Annotated in this window: 17 protein-coding genes; 9 read left to right on the top strand and 8 right to left on the bottom strand. The window is 70.8% G+C overall.

Annotation, left to right across the window (positions count from 1 at the left end):
- Positions 1-138: 138 nt before the first annotated feature.
- Entirely contained in the window at positions 139-1,155 is a 1,017-nt protein-coding gene (locus ACZ7OY_RS34075) for a hypothetical protein (protein ID WP_471915038.1), read from the bottom strand.
- Positions 1,156-1,412: 257 nt separating this feature from the next.
- On the opposite strand from ACZ7OY_RS34075, the gene ACZ7OY_RS34070 reads away from it, so the two are divergent.
- Entirely contained in the window at positions 1,413-2,297 is an 885-nt protein-coding gene (locus ACZ7OY_RS34070) for a C1 family peptidase (protein WP_471915037.1), read from the top strand.
- A gap of 83 nt (positions 2,298-2,380) precedes the next feature.
- Here the strand turns inward: ACZ7OY_RS34070 and ACZ7OY_RS34065 are convergent, their stop codons facing one another.
- Positions 2,381-3,313, bottom strand: coding sequence for an RNA polymerase sigma-70 factor (locus ACZ7OY_RS34065; protein WP_471915036.1), 933 nt, complete (start codon positions 3,311-3,313; stop codon positions 2,381-2,383).
- 181 nt (positions 3,314-3,494) lie between these two features.
- Here ACZ7OY_RS34065 and ACZ7OY_RS34060 point away from each other — a divergent pair, with 181 nt between their 5' ends.
- Positions 3,495-3,974, top strand: coding sequence for a carboxymuconolactone decarboxylase family protein (locus tag ACZ7OY_RS34060; RefSeq protein WP_471915035.1), 480 nt, complete (start codon positions 3,495-3,497; stop codon positions 3,972-3,974).
- A 78-nt stretch (positions 3,975-4,052) separates the two neighbouring features.
- On the opposite strand, the gene ACZ7OY_RS34055 is transcribed toward ACZ7OY_RS34060, so the two are convergent.
- Positions 4,053-4,880 (bottom strand): class I SAM-dependent methyltransferase, encoded by an 828-nt coding sequence (locus ACZ7OY_RS34055; protein WP_471915034.1) that lies wholly within the window; start codon positions 4,878-4,880, stop codon positions 4,053-4,055.
- A gap of 246 nt (positions 4,881-5,126) precedes the next feature.
- Here ACZ7OY_RS34055 and ACZ7OY_RS34050 point away from each other — a divergent pair, with 246 nt between their 5' ends.
- Positions 5,127-8,531: an ATP-binding domain-containing protein gene (locus tag ACZ7OY_RS34050; protein WP_471915033.1), complete on the top strand. Its 3,405-nt coding sequence runs from the start codon at positions 5,127-5,129 to the stop codon at positions 8,529-8,531.
- A gap of 243 nt (positions 8,532-8,774) precedes the next feature.
- On the opposite strand, the gene ACZ7OY_RS34045 is transcribed toward ACZ7OY_RS34050, so the two are convergent.
- Positions 8,775-9,134 (bottom strand): VOC family protein, encoded by a 360-nt coding sequence (locus ACZ7OY_RS34045; protein WP_471915032.1) that lies wholly within the window; start codon positions 9,132-9,134, stop codon positions 8,775-8,777.
- Between the two features lie 144 nt (positions 9,135-9,278).
- Here ACZ7OY_RS34045 and ACZ7OY_RS34040 point away from each other — a divergent pair, with 144 nt between their 5' ends.
- Entirely contained in the window at positions 9,279-10,805 is a 1,527-nt protein-coding gene (locus ACZ7OY_RS34040) for a sulfatase family protein (protein ID WP_471915031.1), read from the top strand.
- On the opposite strand, the gene ACZ7OY_RS34035 is transcribed toward ACZ7OY_RS34040, so the two are convergent.
- Positions 10,798-11,511, bottom strand: a complete 714-nt coding sequence (locus ACZ7OY_RS34035; RefSeq protein WP_471915030.1) for an SDR family oxidoreductase — start codon at positions 11,509-11,511, stop codon at positions 10,798-10,800. The two genes, ACZ7OY_RS34040 and ACZ7OY_RS34035, sit on opposite strands and share 8 nt — an antisense overlap.
- A gap of 110 nt (positions 11,512-11,621) precedes the next feature.
- On the opposite strand from ACZ7OY_RS34035, the gene ACZ7OY_RS34030 reads away from it, so the two are divergent.
- Together ACZ7OY_RS34030 and ACZ7OY_RS34025 are read left to right on the top strand one after the other, a co-directional pair.
- Positions 11,622-12,449 carry a helix-turn-helix domain-containing protein gene (locus ACZ7OY_RS34030; RefSeq protein ID WP_471915048.1) on the top strand — a complete coding sequence of 276 codons (828 nt, stop codon included), beginning with the start codon at positions 11,622-11,624 and terminating at the stop codon, positions 12,447-12,449.
- Positions 12,450-12,776: 327 nt separating this feature from the next.
- Entirely contained in the window at positions 12,777-13,457 is a 681-nt protein-coding gene (locus ACZ7OY_RS34025; RefSeq protein WP_471915029.1) for a class I SAM-dependent methyltransferase, read from the top strand.
- A gap of 26 nt (positions 13,458-13,483) precedes the next feature.
- On the opposite strand, the gene ACZ7OY_RS34020 is transcribed toward ACZ7OY_RS34025, so the two are convergent.
- Positions 13,484-14,857, bottom strand: coding sequence for an FAD-binding oxidoreductase (locus ACZ7OY_RS34020; protein WP_471915028.1), 1,374 nt, complete (start codon positions 14,855-14,857; stop codon positions 13,484-13,486).
- 104 nt (positions 14,858-14,961) lie between these two features.
- Entirely contained in the window at positions 14,962-15,867 is a 906-nt protein-coding gene (locus ACZ7OY_RS34015) for a LysR family transcriptional regulator (RefSeq protein WP_471915027.1), read from the bottom strand.
- Between the two features lie 332 nt (positions 15,868-16,199).
- Between ACZ7OY_RS34015 and ACZ7OY_RS34010 the strand changes: the two genes are divergently transcribed.
- Positions 16,200-16,904: a type 1 glutamine amidotransferase domain-containing protein gene (locus ACZ7OY_RS34010; protein WP_471915026.1), complete on the top strand. Its 705-nt coding sequence runs from the start codon at positions 16,200-16,202 to the stop codon at positions 16,902-16,904.
- Between the two features lie 103 nt (positions 16,905-17,007).
- Here ACZ7OY_RS34010 and ACZ7OY_RS34005 read toward each other — a convergent pair whose 3' ends face one another.
- Positions 17,008-17,655, bottom strand: coding sequence for a TetR/AcrR family transcriptional regulator (locus tag ACZ7OY_RS34005; RefSeq protein ID WP_471915047.1), 648 nt, complete (start codon positions 17,653-17,655; stop codon positions 17,008-17,010).
- Positions 17,656-17,837: 182 nt separating this feature from the next.
- Here ACZ7OY_RS34005 and ACZ7OY_RS34000 point away from each other — a divergent pair, with 182 nt between their 5' ends.
- Positions 17,838-19,310, top strand: coding sequence for an MFS transporter (locus ACZ7OY_RS34000; protein ID WP_471915025.1), 1,473 nt, complete (start codon positions 17,838-17,840; stop codon positions 19,308-19,310).
- Between the two features lie 158 nt (positions 19,311-19,468).
- Positions 19,469-20,911, top strand: a complete 1,443-nt coding sequence (locus ACZ7OY_RS33995) for a tetratricopeptide repeat protein (RefSeq protein ID WP_471915024.1) — start codon at positions 19,469-19,471, stop codon at positions 20,909-20,911.
- Positions 20,912-20,922 lie beyond the last annotated feature (11 nt).

Below are 20,922 nucleotides of genomic sequence, written 5' to 3'. Positions count from 1 at the left end.
CTCGACCTCCACATGCCGACCGCGGCCCGTGCTGGACTCACGGTGCCGAAAGCCCCTGTCTTCATCGTCCGCCCGCGGGCACAGGGACGCCAACGCAGGCGGCCGGGCCCAATGCTCAGGCGGCCGGGCTCGAAGACGTCACTTCGCGTCGTCGCTTCCGATACCCCGTTCCGGCCCGCGCATATTTCCCAGGACCTTGTTCCCCTGGGTGTCGATCATGCGCGTGACGGATTCCTGTGCGACTCCGAAAATCACCGCCCAGGCGGCAATCTGGGCGGTGGAATCCAAGTTCGAGAGGCCTGGCACGACTTGGCCGTTGATGAGGACGATCCCGAACAAGGCCGAGAGGGCGCCGACAGGGAGTCTCAGGAGGACGAGCATGGCCGGAATCGAATACGGAGTGTTCGTGCCCTGGATGTTTCTGATGGCGAGCGAGCCCGCCAAGGCTGCCGCGCCGGCACCGAACCCCTCCACGATCAAAGCGTCAACTTTACTGGCTTCTCCACCGGTGGGGCAGACCTGCCCGCTCGGGGGACTGAAGCAGAGAAAGGAGGAAATCGCCGAATTGCTCTTGAAATTCCAGATGATGAACAACGCGGCCACGACACCCGTGGCGACGACAGCGGCGAGCAGGACGTTACGGAAGCTTCGGGCCTGGGCCCGCTCCACTTCCTCCGCCTCGTGTGCGGCGAGCAGGGTGGCGATGGCCAACTCTTTCAGGTCCGGACCCATCTCCTGGCCGCTGTTCCCCAACCGGTCTTCCAGCGCCACCAGTCTGGGATCGTTGGGACCGAGGTGCTGTCTGGCCTGAGCGAGGACGACGGTCCCGACCCATTTCAGCTCGCCCTCGTCGTCCGGTACCAGTTTGAGAAGCTTCACCTCGGCCTTGTGCACATTGGAATACGCCCGGTCGATACGCGAACCGGTCACCATCGAAACGGGGTTGTTCCAGCCGCCGGCCGCATTCCTGGCAACCGCCAGATGGATCTTCACCTTCTCCGCGATCTTCTGGTCCCCGGATGACAGGTCGGATACCTCCTCCCTTCTGTTGAGCATTGCCTGGAGATGGGCCACGTGCGCGGTGACGCGTTGCGCCCAGGATGACCTTCCCTTTCCAGCCACGTCGTTGTCGGAGTCGGGTTCTCCCTTGGTCATGGCACCATTGGAGACTTCGAGCCGGGTCGAGTCCACTGGCGTTGGGCCGCCGGGGTGGCACACCAGGCTGTCCGTATGTCCCTGGCCCACCGCCCGGAACTTCCAGCCACCCGGAGCCGGGGTGAAGTCGGCCGCCCGTCACCCGCTTGGTGCGGCCGTGATCGCGACACCCTCCACAGAGGCATATACCGGACACGACGGAATGACTCAGTCATATGCCTGCGTCCTGCCGTCCCCCTCTGGAGGAAGGACCACTCATGAACGCACAGGTCAACGGAGCAGTCGGCGGGATGGGCTGGATACCCGACCCGCCGGACATCCGCGACTACACCAAGGACTCACCGCAGGTCGACAAGCTTCTCGGCTCTGTGGGCATCCGCCCCCGCGCCTTCGGCGCGTCGCCCCCTCATGTGGACCTCAGGCCGAAGTGCTCCCCCATCGCGGACCAGGGCCACCTGGGCTCGTGCACGGCCAACGCCGCCGCCGGAGTGCTGGAGTACTTCGAGATCCAGTCCACCGGTTCCTACACCCCTGCCTCCCGCCGCTTCATCTACAAGGCGACGCGCAACTACCTCCAACTCCACGGCGACACCGGCGCGTACCTGCGTTCCACCATGGGAGCGCTGGCACTCTTCGGTGCTCCGCCGGAGAAGTTCTGGCCCTACAGCACCGACCTCTTCGACGACGAACCGCCCGCGTTCTGCTACGCCTTCGGCGGGAACTACCAGGCGCTGAAGTACTACCGCCTGGACCCGCCCGCGACCGACCGCGGCGACCTGCTCACAGACATCAAGGCCACCCTCGCGACGGGACTGCCCGCGATGTTCGGGTTCCCCGTCTACACCAGCATCCGGCACGCCACCGGAGGCGACATCCCGTTCCCCAAGCCGGACGAGAGCGTGCTCGGAGGCCACGCGATCGTCGCTGTCGGCTACGACGACAGCCGTGTCGTGACCAGCCCGAGCGACGGCAGCACCACTACAGGCGCACTCGTCATCCGCAACTCCTGGGGCACCTCCTGGGGCGACGGGGGCTACGGCTACATGCCCTACGAGTGGGTCACCAAGGGTCTCGCCAACGACTTCTGGGTACTCGTGAACGCCGAGAACATCGGCCTGACCCCGTTCAACGAGCGGCCCTGACCGTCACCGCAGCAAGGCTGAAGCCCGCTGTCGAACCGACAGCGGGCCTTCCGCGCTCCGTCGGGTTCCTGAAGGTCGCGGACTCAGCGGCGCAAGGTGGTCTCCCGTCCCAGATGCGACAGCTTCTCGGGATTGCGCACGGCGTAGAGCCCGGTGACCAGGCCGTCGTCGACGCGCAGCGCCAGGACGGTGTCGATCTCGCCGCCCAGCCGGACGATCAGCGCCGGGTCGCCGTTGACCTGTGTCGGTTGCAGCGAGACCGCGGCGGCGATCCTGCCCAGCACGCGGGCCACCTCGTCGGCCCCCACGACCGGTGCCAGCGCGGCCCGTACGACTCCGCCGCCGTCGGTCAGCAGGACGACGTCCGGCGCGAGGATGTCGAGCAGGCGTTGCAAATCGCCCGTCTCGACCGCCCGCTGGAACGCCTCGACGGTACGGCGGGTCTCGGCGGCGGAAGCGACCCCGCGCGGTCGGCGCGCGGCGACATGGGCCCGTGCCCGGTGGGCGATCTGGCGGACCGCGGCCGGGCTCTTGCCGACGGCCTCGGCGATGTCGTCGTACCCGAGGTCGAAGACCTCGCGCAGCACGAACACCGCCCGCTCGGTCGGTGCGAGCGTCTCCAGCACCAGCAGCATCGCCATCGAGACGCTGTCGGCCAGCTCGACGTCCTCGGCCACGTCGGGCGTGGTCAGCAGCGGCTCGGGCAGCCAGGGGCCGACGTAGGACTCCCTGCGCCGGCCGAGCGTACGCAGCTGGCTCAGCGCCTGCCGGGTGGTGATCCGGACCAGGTACGCACGCGGGTCGCGCACGGTGCCGGGATCGACGCCGGCCCATCGCAGCCAGGTCTCCTGCAGGACGTCCTCGGCGTCGGCGGCCGAGCCGAGCATCTCGTAGGCGACGGTGAACAGCAGGCTGCGGTGGGCGACGAACGCCCGGGTGACGCTGTCCATGCGGTCACCACGGGCGAGCGGCCCGGATGTGTCCTTCGTCCCGTCGCTCGTGGTTCGGTCGTTCATCACCGGCTCCTGCCCGTCCGCTGTCGACTGCGCTGTACACCAGACGCCGGCCCGCACCGCTCTGTGACATCCGTGGGCGGTGACCCACGCCACATCCCCGCCCTGTCACAAAGAACGGGCCGTCGACATCTTGTGTCCGTCCAGTGCGGCAGCAAACGACACCACGAATGAGGACGGCTTCATGGAACCCCGTTTCAACCTGCTCGCCAGCCCGACCGCCGCGAAGGTCGCCAAGCGGTTCTTCAACGCCTCGTCGGCCCTGGAAGAATCGACGCTTCCGAAGACCTTGCGGGAGCTGGTCCAACTGCGGGTCGGCCAGCTCAACGGCTGCGGCTTCTGCGTCGACGCCCACACCAAGGAGGCCGCGGCCGCGGGCGAGAGCGCGCTCCGGCTCAACCTGGTCGCCGCCTGGCGCCACAGCACCGTGTTCACCGAGGCCGAACGGGCCGCGCTGGCGCTCGCCGAGGAGGGCACCCGGCTCGGCGACCACGGCGTGTCCGACGAGACCTGGGCCGGGGTGCGCAAGCACTACGACGACGACCAGATCGGTGCACTGGTCTGCCTGGTCTCCCTCATCAACGCGGCCACCCGGATGAACGTGATCGTGCACAACCCGGGAGGCTCCTACGAGCCCGGCATGTTCGCCCGCATGGCGAACTGAGCGGCACACGAAACGCGGCCCGTGCCGGGGTCGTCCGACCCGGGCCGGGCCCGCGCGGGCCGTCCCGCACCACGGGGCTCACCCGGCCCGCCGTCCGACGCGCAGGACGCTCAGGTACCGGCGGGCCGCCCGGTCGCCCATCCGGGTGCGGATGCGCTCGGCGACGGCGTCGAGGAGAGGCTCACGGACGTCGCGGTCGAGCCTGCGGTACAGCGACGTCGAGCGTAGGTGATCGGCGAAGCCCTCCCCGTCGAACCACTGGACGGTCGGGTACCAGCGCACGGTCGTCGGGCCGAACAACTCTCCGGGGTCGTCGACCAGCCCCCAGCCCTCGCCGGTGGTGCGTACGTCGTCCTCCAGGGGAGGATGGCCCCAGCCGGGGTTCCCCGGGCTGAATCGCTCGTGGAGATCGGCGGTCCCGGCGTACACCTCAGGCTCTCCCGGCCATCGGACGACGACGTTGCCGAGCAGGGCCGTCCAGCCTCCCGGCCGAAGGACGTCGTGCGCTCGTGGCCAGCCGATGGACGGGTCGACCCAGTGCCACGACGACGCAGCCACGAGGACGTCGAAGCGTCGGCCGCGGTCGTCCCACTCCTCGAACGTCGACGTCTCGACCTCGACGTTGCCGAAGGCGTCGACCCGCCGGCGAGCGAGTGCGGCCATGCCCGCGCCGGGCTCGACCGCGGTCACCGGGCATCCGAGCGCCGCCAGCGAGCGCGTGGCCTGGCCGGTACCGCAGCCCACCTCCAGCACCGACGACGCCGCGTCCAAGCCGGTGACGGCGACCAGGTCCGCGAACAGCTCGTCGGGATACCCCGGCCGGACCCGGTCGTAGAGCTCCGGCACCTCGTCGAACACCCGACCGAGGTCATGTCGATCCAGGGGCAGCTGCGGATCATCCGTCACGAACCCACACGCTATGAGGCTCGTCCACGGCGACGCCACCGGTTTGACGGCAGCTCCTCGACCGGGTCCAGGCCCGGCGTGCGCAGGCCGGTGATCTCGTCGGGCTCCCGCGCACCTGACCCTTCGTCAATCCTCCACATGCACGCCCGGAATGCTCGCCGGGTCTGATATGTCTTTCGCTGGGGACCGGGCTGTGCCCGGCGCGGCGCCTTCCGAGGTGCCGCAAGGGAGGGGAAAAGCACACACATGAGCACCACCAACCGCGACGAGATCATCGCCGTCGAACAGAAGGCGGTGGATCGCGCCTACGGCTGTTACCACGAGCGGCTGGCCGAACTGTCCGACGGCTCGACCGCCTCGGCCTCGGCCAGCGGCAAGGACAGTGTCGCCAACCGCATCGACGCCGAGGACAAGGCCGCCGCGTACGGCGGTCTCGGGGACGCCTCCTTGGTCATCAGCCGGGTCGACGTCCAGGACGCCCCGGGCGGGGAGCCGGATACCTGGTACGTCGGACGGCGTGCCGTCTCCGACGTCCACACGCGCGACACCGTGGTGGTGCTGTGGACCACCCCGCAGGCGAGGCAGTGGGCACAGGCGCTGCCCGAGCAACCGGGCGACATCGTCCTGCGCCGGCAGCTGCGCTGCACGCGGCAGCGCGTCGACGGTTATGCCGACGACATCAGCCTCGTCGTCCCCGCTCCGCGGCCGGCCCTGGACGACACCGACCAGCAGGGCGTCCACCCGCGGAGCGCCGACCGGCCGGGCACCGCGAAGGACGCGGCGGACGACGTACGGCAGCCGGCCAGGACCCGGCCGCCGGCTCGCACCCCGACCGATGTCGCACGGCTGCACCGGCAGAAACCGCAGCCGCCCGACGACTTCCTCCTGCGCGAGCTCCAGCGCTCCCGCAGGGGCAGCATGCGCGACATCGTCGAGACCATCCGCCGCGACCAGATGGCCCTGGTCACCGGATCGCCCGCGGACATCCTCGTCGTGCAGGGAGGGCCGGGTACCGGCAAGTCCGCCGTCGGCCTGCACCGCGTGACGTGGCTCGTCAACAACGAGCACTTCACCGCGCAGGACATCCTGGTCATCGGCCCCCACCAGCAGTTCCTGGACTACGTCAGCCAGGTCCTGCCCACCCTCGGCACCCGCGACGTCAACGCCGTGCAGCTGTCGCGCCTGTGGGACGGCGAGATCCTGGGCACCGACACCCCCCGGGCGCAGACGGTCAAGTCCGACGAGCGCATGGCGGCCGTCCTGCGCAGACGGGTCGAGCGGGAGTGCCGCCCGGAGGCCGTCGACGACTTCACCACCACCCCCTCCTACAAGGACGCCACGCCGGAGTTCACCGTCACCGCCGGCAGCACCACCTTGCGCATACCGCGCTCGGAGGTCCTCACCCTGCTGACGGACGTCCGCGCGGGCGACGGCTCCTACCGTGAGCGCCGCGACCGCTTCCGCAGCCTGCTCGTCGACCGCCTGCTGCAGGAACTCGTCGCCGTCGCCCCGCGCCGCAGCCGCGACACCACCATCCGCCGTGACCTGGAACGCAACCGCCAGGTCGAGCGCCTGATCGAACGCGTCTGGCCCTCCCCCGGCGCCCGGGAGACACTGCGCAGCCTGTACGACTCGCCCGAACTGCTGCGCGCCTGCGCCGACGGCATCCTGGAGGCCCCGGAGCAGGCCGCCCTGCACCGCCCCCGGGCCGACAGGGCCGACGCCGACCCCTGGACCCTCCACGACCACGTCTGCCTGGAGGAACTCCAGTACCTCATCACCGGCGAGACTCCACACCGCTACGGGCACATCGTCGTCGACGAGGCCCAGGACCTCACCCCCATGCAGGCCCGCTCCCTGCGCAGACGCTCCGCGGTGAACGGCTCCATGACCGTCCTGGGCGACCTCGCCCAGGCCACCGGCCCCCACGCCTACACCGACTGGGACCGGCTCGGCGCCCTGCTGTCCGACCAGGGCGACTGGCGCGTCGCCGAACTGAACACCAGCTACCGCGTTCCCGCCGAGATCATGAAGTTCGTCGCGCCCCTGGCCCGCGCCGTCGCCCCCGCACTGCCCTACCCGCGGGCCATCCGCGAAGCCGGCCTGAGCGCCGTGCGGACGCTGGCGACCGACCCGTGGAACCTCCTCGACGACACCGTCGAGCACGCCACCCGGCTCCTCGGCACCACCGACGGATCCACCCTGCGCTCCGTGGCCGTCATCGTCCCCGACGACTCCCGCTGGCTCGACGAGATCAGCCGCCGGCTGCACCAGGCACCCGGCCTCGGCGACGAACAGCGCGAAGCCGTGTCCGTCCTGGCCGCCGCCCAGGCCAAGGGCATGGAGTACGACCACGTCCTCGTCGTCGAACCCGCCACCATCGCCGACCGCGGCCCGGCCGGCCTGCGCCAGCTCTACGTCGCTCTCACCCGCAGCACCCAGAGCCTGACCGTCCTGCACACCTCCCCGCTCCCGCAGGCCCTCACGAGCACCGACGACACCACCGCACCCCTGCCCATCCAGACCGGACCCGCCATGACGAACGGTGAACTCCCCGAGATCGGGACCGACTTCCGGGTGCGCGTCCTGGGCCCCGGACCGGGCGGCCGCTACCGGGTCGAAGCCCTCGCCCCCCTCACCGACGCCCCCCTGGCCCTGGCCGTCCGCCACGGCTCCACTCCCCCGCACACCGGCGACGAACTGGACTGCTGGGTGCTCGCCCACGACCGGCACCACTGCCTGCTCACCGCGGACCAGCGCGGACGCCAGCCCATCTCGCCCAGGATGGCCGAACGGTACGCGGCCGCGCTCGACGTCCTGCAGGAACTGACCGGCGACGACGGCAGCGTCCCGCACGACGCCCGCGAACGCCTCTCCGAGCTCAAGGGCATGGCCAACCGCGTCCTGCGCCGCGACCAGGCGGACTGGGTGGACGTACGGCGCATACTCGGCTCCCCGGACAAGCACCGGCTGAACCTGCTGCGCGACCTCGCGACCACCACCAACCGCGCCCTCAAGGACGACACCCTCCACCCCAGCCGGCTCCGCGCGGACCTCGCACGCGCCGGCTGGACCCAGCCCCTGGCCGAGGCCCGCGAGACACTGCGCCGGCGCCTGAACGTCCAGCCCGAGCCGCAGACCGCACCCGCACCGGCCGCACCGCAGCCCGCACACGAGGAAGCCGAGCCCATGACGCCCGTCGAAGCCCTGCCCGCCGCACCGGCACCCACGCCGAAGGGCCTGCTGGACACGCTGGAGGCGGCGGCCGCCGCCGACCGCACGTGCAAGAAGCACGAGGCGGTACGCCACGCCCTGATGTCGGACCTGCTGTGGGCGGACCTCCAGCCGACCGACTCACCGGTCGTCGACGTCAGCCGGGTCGACGAGGACGGCCACTTCCTCTACGAGATCCTCGGCGCCGGCCACACCACCCACGCCGACCTCCGCTCGGGAGCCGCCCGCCTCCTGGAGATCAACCGCACCCTGCCCGCACCGGCCGACCGCCTGTACCTGGTCCTCGCCGAACCGCCCGGCGAGGACTGGTCCACCGACACCCTGCGCGATGTCTTCGGCGTCCACGTCCTGTGGCGCACCCCCGGCGGCTGGGGCGGCCACGACAGCACATCGGCCCTGGGTGGCGAGCAGCCGTAGCCGTAGCCGTAGCCGTAGCCGTAGCCGTAGCCGTAGCCGTAGGAACACTACGGCCTCATCTCGGGCTGCCGGAGCGGACCGGGAGCACGGGACGGCCGTCCTGGCGCGGACCGTCCCATGCTCCGGCATCCGGTCGGGGCCGGTGGCGCCGGGCGGCGGACTGTGATACGGCTGAGGGAGAAAGTTCCCAACTCGCCTCTTTCATGCGGGAGTCGGGTTTCAATCCGCGTGTCCGACGGCGCATCACGTCGGCTGGGTGAGGTTCACGGGGTTGCCGTCGGGGTCCTTGATGTGGGCGACGCGCTGTCCCCACGGCATGTCGTTGGGGCCGCCGTCGGCCGAGCCGCCCAGCGCCTCCACCCGGCCGAGCGTCTCGTCGACGTCGTCGACGGCGATGCTCAGCAGCATCCGCGGTGCCGCCCCGGCCTCCGGGTCCGCCTTGGCCACCAGCCCGAGGTCGGAGTCCCCGATGCGCAGGCCGACGTAGAAGGCCGGGCCTTCCTCCGGCACCCGGAAGATCTGCTCGGCGCCGAACAGTTCCGTGTAGAAGCCGAGCAGGACGTCGAGGTCGGCAGTCAGGATCACGGGCTGGATGGTGGACATGGCACTCCTGTCGAGAACGGTCGTGTCGCCGGGTAGACCGTTCGAGGACGTCGAACTCATCGGCCCCCTCGCGCCACAGAGATTCCACAATTTCGCTCCCTACGGTCCGCCGGTGGATGCCCGCTCCCAGGAGGACACGTAGTCATGCATGGTCAACGACCTCGCCGCCCGGTACGCAGCGCCATGGGCGTGGGACTGGCCGCTCTGCTGCTCGGGGCGTGTACGACGCTCCCCGGGGTGCCGGCTCGGGACGCGGGGCCCACGGCGAGCGCCGGCAGCGCGGCCGCCCGGGGCAGGCCCAACATCGTCTTCGTCCTCACCGACGACCTGGCGACGAACCTCATCCCGTACATGCCGCACGTCAGGCAACTCCAGCAGGACGGGATGTCGTTCACCGACTACTACGTGACCGACTCCCTGTGCTGCCCCTCGCGCTCGTCCATCCTGACCGGTCAGTTCCCGCACAACACCGGGGTGTTCACCAACAACGGCAGCGACGGCGGCTACCAGGCGTTCAACCGCAAGGGTGACGAGGGCAAGAGCTACGGCCCGGCCATGCAGAAGGCCGGCTACCGCACCGGCTTCATGGGCAAGTACCTCAACGGCTACGAGCCCGCCGACACCAACGGCACCGACAAGCCGTACGTGCCCCCGGGGTGGGACGAGTGGGACACCGCCGGCAATGGGTACCCCGAGTTCGACTACAAGCTGAACGAGAACGGCAAGGTCGTACCGTACGGGCACGATTCCGAGGACTACCTGACCGACGTGGTGTCGCGGAAGGCGACGTCGTTCATCGACGCCTCGGTCGCGGCGAAGCAGCCGTTCATGCTGGAGCTGGCAACCTTCGCGCCGCACGGCCCCGCCACACCCGCTCCGCGCGACGCCGGTTCCTTCCCGGACCTGAAGGCGCCGCGCACCGCCGCCTACGACACCCCGCCCGCACCGAAGCCGAAGTGGCAGGACGCGCTGAAGCCGCTGTCCGACCAGGAGAAGCGGTCGATCGACCGGCAGTTCGCCAGGCGGGTGCGCTCGGTGCAGGCGGTGGACGACATGATCGGGCGCCTGCGCGGTGAGCTGAAGACCAAGGTCATCGCCGACAACACCTACCTCGTCTTCAGCTCCGACAACGGCTTCCACATGGGCGAGCACCGGCTGCGCCCGGGCAAGCAGACCGCGTACGACACCGACGTCCGGGTGCCCCTCGTGGTCGCCGGTCCCGGCGTGGCGGCAGGCGGGAAGACGTCTCGGCCGGCGGAGAACATCGACCTCGCCCCGACGTTCCAGGACCTCGCCGGAGTCACCCCGGCCGCCACGGTGGACGGCCTCAGCCTCGCCCCGGTCCTGCACGGTGAGCAGGTCGGCGACTGGCGTCAGGCGGCGCTGATCGAACACCACCGTCCCGGCTCCAAGGCGGGCGACCCGGACGCGGTGGCCGACAACGGCGGCAACCCGCCCAGCTACGAGGCGATCCGCACACCGGACGCGCTGTGGGTGGAGTACGCGGACGGCGAACGCGAGTACTACGACGTCAGGGCCGACCCCGACCAACTGCGCAATCGCGCCTCCACCCTCCCCGAAGGCCAACGCGCCAGCCTGCACGCCACGCTGACGGCCCTTCAGAACTGCAAGGGATCCAAGGCCTGCACCGAGGCGTCCCGGGTCAGGTGATGCGGTGACCTCCGTCGACGTGCAGGACGGTTCCGGTGATGAAGCCGTTGTGCATCACCGACGAGAACGCCTGGGCGATGTCCTCGGGGGTGCCGATACGACGCGCCGGCAGCCGCTCGGCCATCGCGGCGAAGGCCGCCTCCTTGTCCATGCCGAGCTGGTCCCAGAGGGCGGTGTCCACCCAGCCGGGAGAGACCACGTTGACCCGCACCGGTGCCAGCTCGATCGCCAGCCCGTAAGCGAGCGAGGCGAGGGCGCCGTTGGCCGCGGCCATGATCGTGTTCGACCCGTTCGGCCGGTACGCGTTGATGCCCGAGGTGTATGTGATCGAGCCGGTGACCCGCCCGCTCGCGTACTTGCCGACCAGCCAGGCACCCAGCAGCTTGGTGTCGACGACGGACCGGGCGGCCTCGGTGGCGAGGTCGGCGGTCCGGCCGTACACGCCGGTCGCGTCGGCCGCGGTGACCACGACATGATCCACCCGCTCCACCCCGGCGAACAGTGCGGCCACGTCCTCCTCCCGTGTCATGTCGGCCACGACGGTGCTGATCTTCCCGTGCCCGGAACGCTCCAGTTGCGTTCGAGCCGTCGTCAGCCGGTCCGCGGTCCGGCCGACGATCGTCACATCCATGCCCTCGGCGAGCAGGGTCCGGGCCAGGGCAAGACCCATACCGGAGCCGCCACCGATGATGATCGCTTCAGTCATGATCCGAGACTGCACCGCAGGACCGGTCCCGGGGCAGGCCGCGTCCTTCCTAGGTGCGGCACGGCCACCCAGGAGCGGGCCGACCGTGGGAAACTCGACGCGTGAACGCGATGGCCAACTTCCTTCGGATCCGGCGGGGTCGGATCGGCCCGGCCGAGGTCGGGCTGCCCACCGGGCCGGGCGCCCGGCGCACACCGGGGCTGCGCCGCGAGGAACTGGCCGCGCTGGCCGGCGTGAGCGTGGACTACTACATCCGGATCGAGCAGGGCCGGGAGACCGCGCCGAGCGACGCCGTACTGAGCGCACTGGCCCGGGCACTGCGTCTCAGCGCCGACGAGCACGCCCACCTGCTCGGCCTCGCCGACCAGGTCGCCGGGCGCACACCGCGCCGTCGGCCCGCCGACCCGCGCCCGGCCGGCCCCGGCCTGCGGCTGCTGCTGGAGTCGGTCCGGCCCAGCCCGGCCTACGTGCTCGACGACGTCAACGACGTACTGGCCGCCAATCCCGAAGGCCTTGCCCTGATGCCCGGGCTCGGCGGCTGGCCGTCGGCACAGCGCAACACGATCCGGTACACCTTCCTGCACGCGAGCGCGCGGACCCTGTTCGCCGACTGGGACCGGGTGGCCCGCAACTGCGTCGCGCACCTGCACACCGCCGAACTGAGCGCGCCCGGGCGCACCGCCGCGCTGGTCGACGAACTGTCCTCGGCCAGCGGCGAGTTCGCCGCTCTGTGGCGTCGGCACGAGGTGTGGGTCAAACGCGCGGGAGAGACCGCGTTCCGCCACCCGGCGATCGGCCGGATCACCCTCGCCAACGAGGTGCTCACCGCTGCCGGTGACGGTCAACGCATCCTGCTCTACCAGGCCCCGCCCGGAACGGCCGAGCACGACGCCCTGGTCCTGCTGGCCATGACCACCGGGAACCTGCGCACCACCTGAACCGGCCGACACGCCGAGCTGACCGTCGAGGTCTCCTACGACGGGGGCGTGACCTGGCAGCCGCTCACGGTGAAGACCGACGCGAATACCGGCTCGCACCGTGAGGTGAGCGCACGACGGTGACCGCCGCCCGGCGCCGACAGCCCCTCCGGCCCGGCCCCGCACCCCGCGGGACCGGGCCGGACCTGTCGGCGCCGCGGGGTGCGGGGCCGGGCGGCGGTACGGGCGCCGAACGAGTCGGACGTCTCCGGCACCCCCGGGGACGCCGTTTTGCCGGACCGGCAACAGTACTGGCCGAGTCGCGACCCGATGGGCGACGGTGGGCCGGTGACCGACAACATCGCAACGGAATCGCCTGTGTCCGACCTCCCCTCCCCCGCCGACGGATACCTCGGGGACCCGGCCGTACGGGCGGAGTGGGACAACCGCTATACCGACCGGCACCAACTGTGGAGCGGACAGCCCAACGGTGCGCTGGTGGCCGAGGTCGCCGGGCTCGCACCGGGGCGCGTGCTCGACGTCGGCTGCGGCGAGGGCGCGGACGCCGTCTGGCTCGCGCGCGCCGGCTGGGACGTGACCGCTCTGGAGGTCTCGGGTGTGGCGCTGGCGCGGGCGGCGGGCCACGCGCGGGACGCCGGCGTCACCGTTCGCTGGATCCACGCCGAACTCACCCGTTCGACGCTCGCGCCGGCCTCCTTCGACCTGGTCTCGGCGCAATACCCGGCCCTGCTGCGCACCCCCGACGCCGCCGCCGAGCGTGCCCTGCTCGCGGCCGTCGCGCCCGGCGGCATCCTGCTGCTCGTCCACCACGCGGGGATGGAGAACCAGCAGGCCAACGACAGCGGCTTCGACCCGGCCGACTACGTCTGGCCCTCGATGGTCGCCGAACTGCTCACCGACGACTGGGAGATCGAGGTCGACGAGCAGCGGCCACGCGTCGCCCCCGACGGCGGCGCCGGCGCGCACCACACCGACGACGTGGTGCTGCGCGTACGCCGCCTCCGCTGAGGGCGCCGGCCCCCGGGATGCCGGTGTCAGGGCGTCAGGTAGGAGTGGAAGACGTGCTCCGGGTCGTACGCGGCCTTCAGTTGCCGCAGTCGCTCCCAGCCAGCCGGGGTGTACGAGCGGCGGGCCCGGGAGGGATCGGCGGTGAGGTCGGTCTCGGCGATGTAGTGGCCGGTTCCGTACGGCTCGACGATGCGCATGGTGTCCTGCAGCCAGCGCATGTTGTCGGCGTCCGCGGCGGGGTCGTCCCAGATCGCGAAGGGGGCGAGATAGGTCTCGCCCAGGATCGAGAAGGCCATGTCCTCGGCGAGGGCGCGGTCACGCGAGGCGGGCCACAGAGGCGCGAGGACCAGTGACTGTTCGGACGGGGCTGCGGCGACCGTGGCGGCGAGGGCGGGCAGCAGGGTGGTGTACCCGGTGTCCGACCACAGGGTGTCCACGGCATTGCGGTGGCCCTGTTGCCAGGAGGAGGACGCCGTTTCGTACAGCTCCTCGAAGGTCGCGGGCCGGTCGGCCTTCCGGTACAGGGCGCGGTCGGCCAGGGGGCAGTCCCGCAGCGGTTCCAGGCAGCGGGCGGCCTCCTGTGGCGTGTGCGCGAATGCGGTGCCCGTGAAGCTGATCGTCTTGGGCCTCGGGCTCGCCGTCGTCACCTCCGGGGAGGCGGTCGCGAGCATGAAGGACGCCTCGACGTTCGCCGGGAGCCTCTCGGCGGCCTCGATGGCCCAGCGGGTCACGGGCTCGACCTCGGTCAGCGGGAAGACGTACGAGGTCTCGGCGATCGCAGTCGGGCAGTCGTACAGCGACACCTGGAAGCGGGTGGCGACGCCGAAGAAGCCGGGCCCGGCGCCACGGGCGGCCCAGAACAGGTCGAGATTCTCCGCGCTGTTGCAGGTGAGGGTGGTGCCGTCGGCGGTGACCACCTCGACGGCCCGCACGCTCGCGGCCGCCGGGCCGAGCGCGCCCGAGTTCCAGCCGAGGCCGCCGCTGAGCAGATAGCCACCGAGGGCGACGGGTCCGCAGTGCCCGGCCGGGAAGGCGAGGCCGTACGGGGTGAGCGCGGCGACGAACTCACGTCCGCTCAGCGCGGGTTGGACGGTTGCGGTGCGCGAAGTCGGTTCAATCGCGCAGGCGTTGAGTGCGGAGAGGTCGATGAGCATGCCGTCGTCGCGCAGCGGTGAGCCGCACCAGCTGTGTCCGTGGGAGCGCAGCGCGATCCGGTGTCCTTCGGAGCGGGCCAGCCGGACGGCGGCCGGGACATCGCGTTCGGAGGCGACGCGGACGATCAGATCGGGGAAGCGCTGCGGCTTGAGGCCGTTCCAGAGCATGGCGGACCAGGTGTCGTGGTAGGCGGCGTCGCCGCGTCGGACGACGTCTCCCTCCATCTCTTCGGTCTTTTCGCTCATGGCGAGTCTTCAGCCGCTGGCGAGCCCGAAGGTACGGAACGCGCGAGAACCCACGCAGGCAGTCTAATTCACCAGCGGATTACCGCACAAACACGACAAAGCGATCAGAGGCTCCCCCACTCCCGTCCCGCCCGGGTCAACTGCTCCCACACGGCCGTGAGGACCGGATTCGCCGGAGCGTCCCGCCGGGACGCCAGGTACAGGGTGTTCAACGGTTCAACCACCGGCCGGTGCATCAGCGCCACCTCGCCCGCGGCCAGCGCGGGGGCGACGAGATAGCGGGGCAGGACCGAGATCCCCATGCCGGAGGCCACCGCGGCCAGCACGGCACGCAGGTCAGGGACGACGACCGCGACCTGATTGGGCGGCCGCCGCCCGAACTCGGTGCGCCAGTACCGCCGGACGATCGGAAGATCCTCCGAGTAGGCCACCAGCGGCAGATGGGACAGTGCGGCGACCGGGTCGTCGGACAGCCGCTCCCCGTCGACGGCATGCGCCAGTGCGGGCGGCCCCACGAGCAGGAACTCCTCGTCCACCAGCGTCGTCACCAGCAGGTCCTCGCGCTGTGGGCGGATCGCGGAGACCACCAGGTCGAGCCGCGCGGCGGCCAGCTCCGACAGCAGTTCCTCGGCAAGGCCCAACGTCACCCGGATCCGCAGCCCCCGGGCAGACAGCGGCGCCAGGGCGGGAAGCACCTGAAGCGACATCAGCTCGGCCGCGCCACCGAGCCGGACCGTCCCGGCCAGGGCACCCGGCTCCCGCGAGGGTTCGAGGGCGGTGCGCAGCCCGTCGACATGCGCACCGATGCGCGCGGCCAGCACCGCGGCACGGGGCGTCGGCTGCGCCCCCTTGCTCGAACGCACGAACAGCGACTCCCCCAGCTGCTCCTCAAGGCGTGCCAGCTGACCGGTGACCGCCGGCTGGCTCACCCCCAGTCGCGCGGCCGCCCCGGACAGCGATCCGGTGCGGTAGATCTCGAGAAACGTCGCCAGCAGGTCCAGCCCGGGCAAGGCGACTCCTCCCATCACAGAACTTATGGAGAGCACCCGTCTGCCGCATTCTAGCGGCTGATGCGGTGCGTCGGCCGCACCCTGTGACGCCAAGCGCCGACCGCCCACAGTCGTAAGAAGTATGCAACTCCGACCCATCACATTCCTTATGAATGGGGTGGGGCATCGGGGCATGCCCGTGATGAATCCTGCCGTTGTCCTGATCGCCGGGGCACTCCGGGCCACGGCGCACGGGCGTCACGGGCACCACGTTCACCACGTGGTCCCTGTTCGCCACATTCACCACGTTCACCACGTTCACCGCGTGGTCGACAGAGAAGAGCAGGCATTCCATGTCGAAGATCCTGATGATCGTCTCGGCCGCCGACAGCTTGGAGCTCGCCGATGGATCCAACCACCCCACCGGCTTCTGGGCGGAAGAGGTCGCGGCTTCCCACCGGGCGCTGCTCGCCGCCGGAGCGCAGGTGGACATAGCCACTCCCGGGGGCGTGCGTCCCACGGTCGACGCGCTCAGCCTCGACGCCCGCGGCGGAGTGTCCGAGACCGACGCCCAGGAGTTCCGCGCCTACCTCGACGGCATCTCCGAGCAGCTCTCCCACCCGCTCGCGCTGTCGGAGGTGGAGCCGGCGGACTACGACGCGCTCTACATCCCCGGCGGCCACGCGCCCATGGCCGACCTCGCCCACGACGCGGATCTCGGGCGGCTCCTGAAGGAGGCCGACGCCCGGGGCACGGTCGTCGCCGCTCTGTGCCACGGCGTCGCCGCCCTGCTCAGTGCCACGACCCCGGACGGTGACTTCGCGTTCGCCGGCCGCACGCTGACCGCGTTCTCCGACGCGGAGGAGAACCAGGGAGGTCTGGGCGAGAACACTCCCTACTTCCTGGAGAGTCTGCTGCGTGAGCGCGGCGCTGTCGTCGAGACCGGGGCGCCGTGGAGCGACACCGTCGTGGTGGACGGCAACCTCGTCACCGGCCAGAACCCGCAGTCCAGCGTCGCCACGGCCGAGGCCACGCTGAAGGCGCTCGCCGGCCGCTGAGCCGTACAGGGGCGGGTGCGCTCACCGCGCGGCGAGGCATCGACCGGCCTCGCCGTCACGGCTGGAACGCGCCCGCCCCGCCCGGCAAAGGCAGACGGGACGTTCAGGCTCCGGCCTGCAGGCGGAGGCCCGTCAGCGTCAGTTCCAGGGCGGAGCGGAACTGGTCGACGTCGTCGTGGCCGTCGAACTCGTCGACGATCTCGTGCACGAACGGGAACTCCTCGGGGTCGAGCTCCCGCCAGGTCTGGGCGAAGCGGCCGAGATACTCCTCACGGCTCACGGCGCCGTCGAGGATCTCCTCGGGCGGTTCCTGGCCCATGTCGACGGCGGTGCCGACGACGACCCCCACGATCGCGGACACGGCGTGGAAGCGCTGCCGCGCGGTGAGATCCAGACGAAGGGTCTGCCGGCCGAGCTTCTCGTACAGGCGCAGGGAGTTGCCCTGGACGTCGGTGTTACGCATGAAGTAGGCACCCAGCCAGGGGCGGTGCACGATCGCGTCGAACAGCAGCACGGCCATCGCGCGCAGGTCGTCGATCGGGTCGTCGCTGCCCGGAAGGTCTTCGATGTCGGCCAGCACCGCGCCCACCACGTGGTCGGTGGCGCGGTCGAGCAGTTCCTCCTTGCTCGCCACGTACCAGTAGATGCTGGCGACGCCGCCGCCGAGGCGCTGGGCGAGCGCCCGGAAGGTCAGTGCGGGCGCCCCGGCCTCGTCGAGCAGGGCCACCGCCTCGGTGAGCACGGACTCCATCGAGTGCGAAGCCCGTCGACGTCCCCCGCCCGAGCGGGTCTGCAGGCGTGTCATGGCTCCCTTTCCACCGTTCTCTCCCACCGTTCTTGCGTCGTACCGAACGCTGTTCTATCGTATCGCATCGTACACTGTTCGATAACCGTACGTCGTTCGATGAAGTGGGATGAAGAGGACTGATTGCCATGACCACCGCCACGCTGCAAACCCCGTCAACACGCACCTATCCGTCCCTACGCGCGGCGTGGATTCCCCTTGCTGCCCTCTGCCTGGCCTTCTTCGTCGAGATGGTCGACAACACGCTGCTGTCGATCGCGCTGCCCACGATCGGCCGTGACCTCGGCGGCGGGACGACCGCGCTGCAATGGGTCACCGGGGCGTACTCGCTGACCTTCGGCGGGCTGCTGCTGACCGCCGGGTCGATGGCCGACCGGCTCGGCCGCCGTCGGGTGCTGCTGGCCGGACTCGCCATGTTCGGCTCCGTGAGCCTGTGTGTCGTCCTCGTCTCCACGACGGGCGAGCTCATAGCCCTGCGGGCGGTACTCGGCATCGCCGCCGCGGCGATGGCCCCGATCACGAACTCACTGGTCTTCCGGCTGTTCGACGACGCGGCCCTGCGGATGCGCGCCATGACGGTGATGATCGTCGTCGGCATGTCCGGCTTCGTCCTCGGACCGCTGCTGGGCGGTACCGCGCTGGCCCACGTGGGGTGGGAGTGGCTGCTGGTCGTCAACGCCCCGATCGCGCTGATCGCGTGCATCGGCGTCCGGCTCGGCGTCCCGGCCGACCGGCCGGAGGACCTGACCAAGGACGCGCTCGACATCCCGGGCGCCGCGCTGAGCGTCAGCGCCATCGGGCTCGCCTGCTACTCGCTGACCAGCGGTGTCGAGCACGGCTGGCTCTCCACGGCCACCCTCGCGTCGATCGCGGGCGCCGTCGCGGCCGCGGTCGCGTTCATCCGGCACGAGCGCCGCAGCGCGGCACCCATGCTGGACCTGCGCCTCTTCTCCAACGGCACCGTCCGTGGCGCCGCCCTCGCCCAGATCGGCACGTCCATCGCGATGGCCAGCGTGATGTTCGGGCTGATCCTGCACTTCCAGTACGCCTACGGCTGGAGCCCGGTGCGGGCCGGCCTGGCGAATCTGCCGATCATCGTGACGATGCTCGCCGCGACTCCGCTGTCCGAGTGGCTCGCGCGCCGGTTCGGCCACCGCGTCGCCTGCCTGGTGGGCGCGGCCTGCCTGGCCGGCTCGCTGGCCGGTCTCGCCTGGGGCGTCGACCACGGGTACGCGGCCATCGCCGCCTGCATGGTGTTCATGACCGTCGGACTGCGTACCGTGATGACGATCTGCGCGGTCGCGCTCGTCGACGCGATGCCGAGCAACCGCACCTCCATCGCCGCCGCCCTCAACGACACCGCGCAGGAGGTCGGCTCCAGCGTCGGTACCGCCGTCGTCGGCACCCTGATCGCCGCGCTGGTCACCACCCAGCTCCCCGCCGGCACCTGGAGCGGCGACCTCGTCGCGTCGTTCTTCCACGGCGAACGGATCACCTACGCCCTGCTCGCGGTCGTCGTCGGCCTGATCGCGGCCGGGGGTGCGCTGAGCCTCACCGACTCCCACAGCGTCGAGGAGCACCCCGCCGAGGAATCCGCCTGACGGCAGAGCCCTACGACGGCGGCACGGCAGCGTTGTGCAGCGGTGGCGGAGGTCGGCCCGGATCACGCAGATCCGGGCCGGCTCCGCTTTCGCTTCGGTCTTCGCCTTCGCCGTCCACGACCGCCGGCGCGTTCTCCGGACGGGCTTAGGGTGCCCCCGTGAATGTTGATGATCTTCAGTGGCAGTCGACCCGTCTCGGCGGTGTCCTGCCGCGGCTCGTGGACGAGATCCTGGACCGCGGGGGCCTCGAGACCCTGGTGGAGGCGGCGCGTGAACGCGAGGACTGGTTCTGCGCCGTGGGTGCGGTACGAGGGCTGTGCGCGGCAGGGGAGTTCGGGCGGGCCTGGACGGTCGTGGAGCCGTTCGCGGCGTCGGGCTGGCAGCGGGCCGTGCGGACGGGGGCCGATGTCCTCGTGCGGTGGAACCGTGTCGAACAGGCGCTGGAGCTGGCGCACCCCGGCCGGCGGGGGCAGGAGGGTGCTGAGGCCTGGCGGGACTACGCCGAGGTGCTGGTCCGGGCCGGGCGGGCGGACGAGGCGATAGACGCGCTGCGCCCGTACCTACTGCGTGAAGGATGGATCCTGCGGAGCCTCGTGGAGATGACCGACGGGCAAGGATGCGACGACCGGGTGCTGGAGGTGCTCACCCCGCTCGCCGCGGGTTTCCGGCATTTCCAGGGGCAGAGCGACGCCCGTGATCTGCGGGAGGCACCGCCCGTTCCGTCCGGTCACCTGTGGGAGGCCCTGTCCGCACAGGCCCGGGTCCTGGAACGGTCCGGCCGCGTCGACGAGGCGATCCGGCTGCTCGGCGCGGACGTGGCCGCACGCCGGTACGGACCGGAGAACACCGTCATGTTCTACGTCGAGCTGCTGGCCCGGCACGGTCGGGTCGAGGAGCTGCGCGACCTCGCCACCGGCAGCCACCAGTACACCGCCGCGAGTCCGTACGTGAAGGTGCTGGAGGACCTGGGCCGAGCCGGAGAGGCGGAGGCGTACCTGCGCGACTGCATGGCAGGCCAATATCCGGGCTGGTCCGAGAGCATCCTGATGGGTCTGCTCATCCGCCAGGGTCGCTACGACGACGCCATCGATGCGGTGGGGCACACGTTCGACGAGCTCTACGACGGAAACCTTCTCCAGGCAGCCCTCATCCTGCTCGCCGAACAGGGCCAACACGACAAGGCGATCGAACTCACGGAAGGACGCAGCCCCGAGTACCTCGCGGAGAACGAGGCGTACTGGCTGCGGTCCAATCGGTGGTGGCTGATGGGCGACGCGGGACGCGCCCGGGAGGCGATCGCGCAGGTCGAGGCGCTGCCGGCCGACGAGGTCGACGACCGCGAGCTGACCATCGCCTGGCTCCTCGCCCAGGACGGCCGCGTCGAGGATGCGATCGCGCTCCTGCGCCCACTGCCCGGCACACGCGCCGCGACCGACCTGGCCGAACTGCTGATCGGTCAGGAGCGCTTCGCCGAAGCCGTCGCCGTCATCCCCGGCGTGGCAGCCCAGCGCAGGGAGCAGGAGATGGAGAGGCAGAGGACTGCGTCCGACAGCGTCGGCGGTTGGGGCGGCTCATCGACGGTGGAGGCCTGCTCGACCTGAAGCCTTTCGGC

This window comes from Streptomyces sp. NPDC107559, from assembly GCF_055657365.1.
The sequence above is the reverse complement of the archived record's forward strand: the minus strand, read 5'-3'. Positions and strand labels throughout refer to the sequence as shown.

Excerpts from the sequence above, each read along its gene's own strand:
- ACZ7OY_RS34075 (WP_471915038.1), bottom strand. The coding sequence starts at position 1,155 with ATGACCAAGGGAGAACCCGACTCCGACAACGACGTGGCTGGAAAGGGA.
- ACZ7OY_RS34070 (WP_471915037.1), top strand. The coding sequence starts at position 1,413 with ATGAACGCACAGGTCAACGGAGCAGTCGGCGGGATGGGCTGGATACCC.
- ACZ7OY_RS34065 (WP_471915036.1), bottom strand. The coding sequence starts at position 3,313 with ATGAACGACCGAACCACGAGCGACGGGACGAAGGACACATCCGGGCCG.
- ACZ7OY_RS34060 (WP_471915035.1), top strand. The coding sequence starts at position 3,495 with ATGGAACCCCGTTTCAACCTGCTCGCCAGCCCGACCGCCGCGAAGGTC.
- ACZ7OY_RS34050 (WP_471915033.1), top strand. The coding sequence starts at position 5,127 with ATGAGCACCACCAACCGCGACGAGATCATCGCCGTCGAACAGAAGGCG.
- ACZ7OY_RS34045 (WP_471915032.1), bottom strand. The coding sequence starts at position 9,134 with ATGTCCACCATCCAGCCCGTGATCCTGACTGCCGACCTCGACGTCCTG.
- ACZ7OY_RS34040 (WP_471915031.1), top strand. The coding sequence starts at position 9,279 with ATGCATGGTCAACGACCTCGCCGCCCGGTACGCAGCGCCATGGGCGTG.
- ACZ7OY_RS34035 (WP_471915030.1), bottom strand. The coding sequence starts at position 11,511 with ATGACTGAAGCGATCATCATCGGTGGCGGCTCCGGTATGGGTCTTGCC.
- ACZ7OY_RS34030 (WP_471915048.1), top strand. The coding sequence starts at position 11,622 with ATGGCCAACTTCCTTCGGATCCGGCGGGGTCGGATCGGCCCGGCCGAG.
- ACZ7OY_RS34020 (WP_471915028.1), bottom strand. The coding sequence starts at position 14,857 with ATGAGCGAAAAGACCGAAGAGATGGAGGGAGACGTCGTCCGACGCGGC.
- ACZ7OY_RS34010 (WP_471915026.1), top strand. The coding sequence starts at position 16,200 with ATGTCGAAGATCCTGATGATCGTCTCGGCCGCCGACAGCTTGGAGCTC.
- ACZ7OY_RS34005 (WP_471915047.1), bottom strand. The coding sequence starts at position 17,655 with ATGGAGTCCGTGCTCACCGAGGCGGTGGCCCTGCTCGACGAGGCCGGG.
- ACZ7OY_RS34000 (WP_471915025.1), top strand. The coding sequence starts at position 17,838 with ATGACCACCGCCACGCTGCAAACCCCGTCAACACGCACCTATCCGTCC.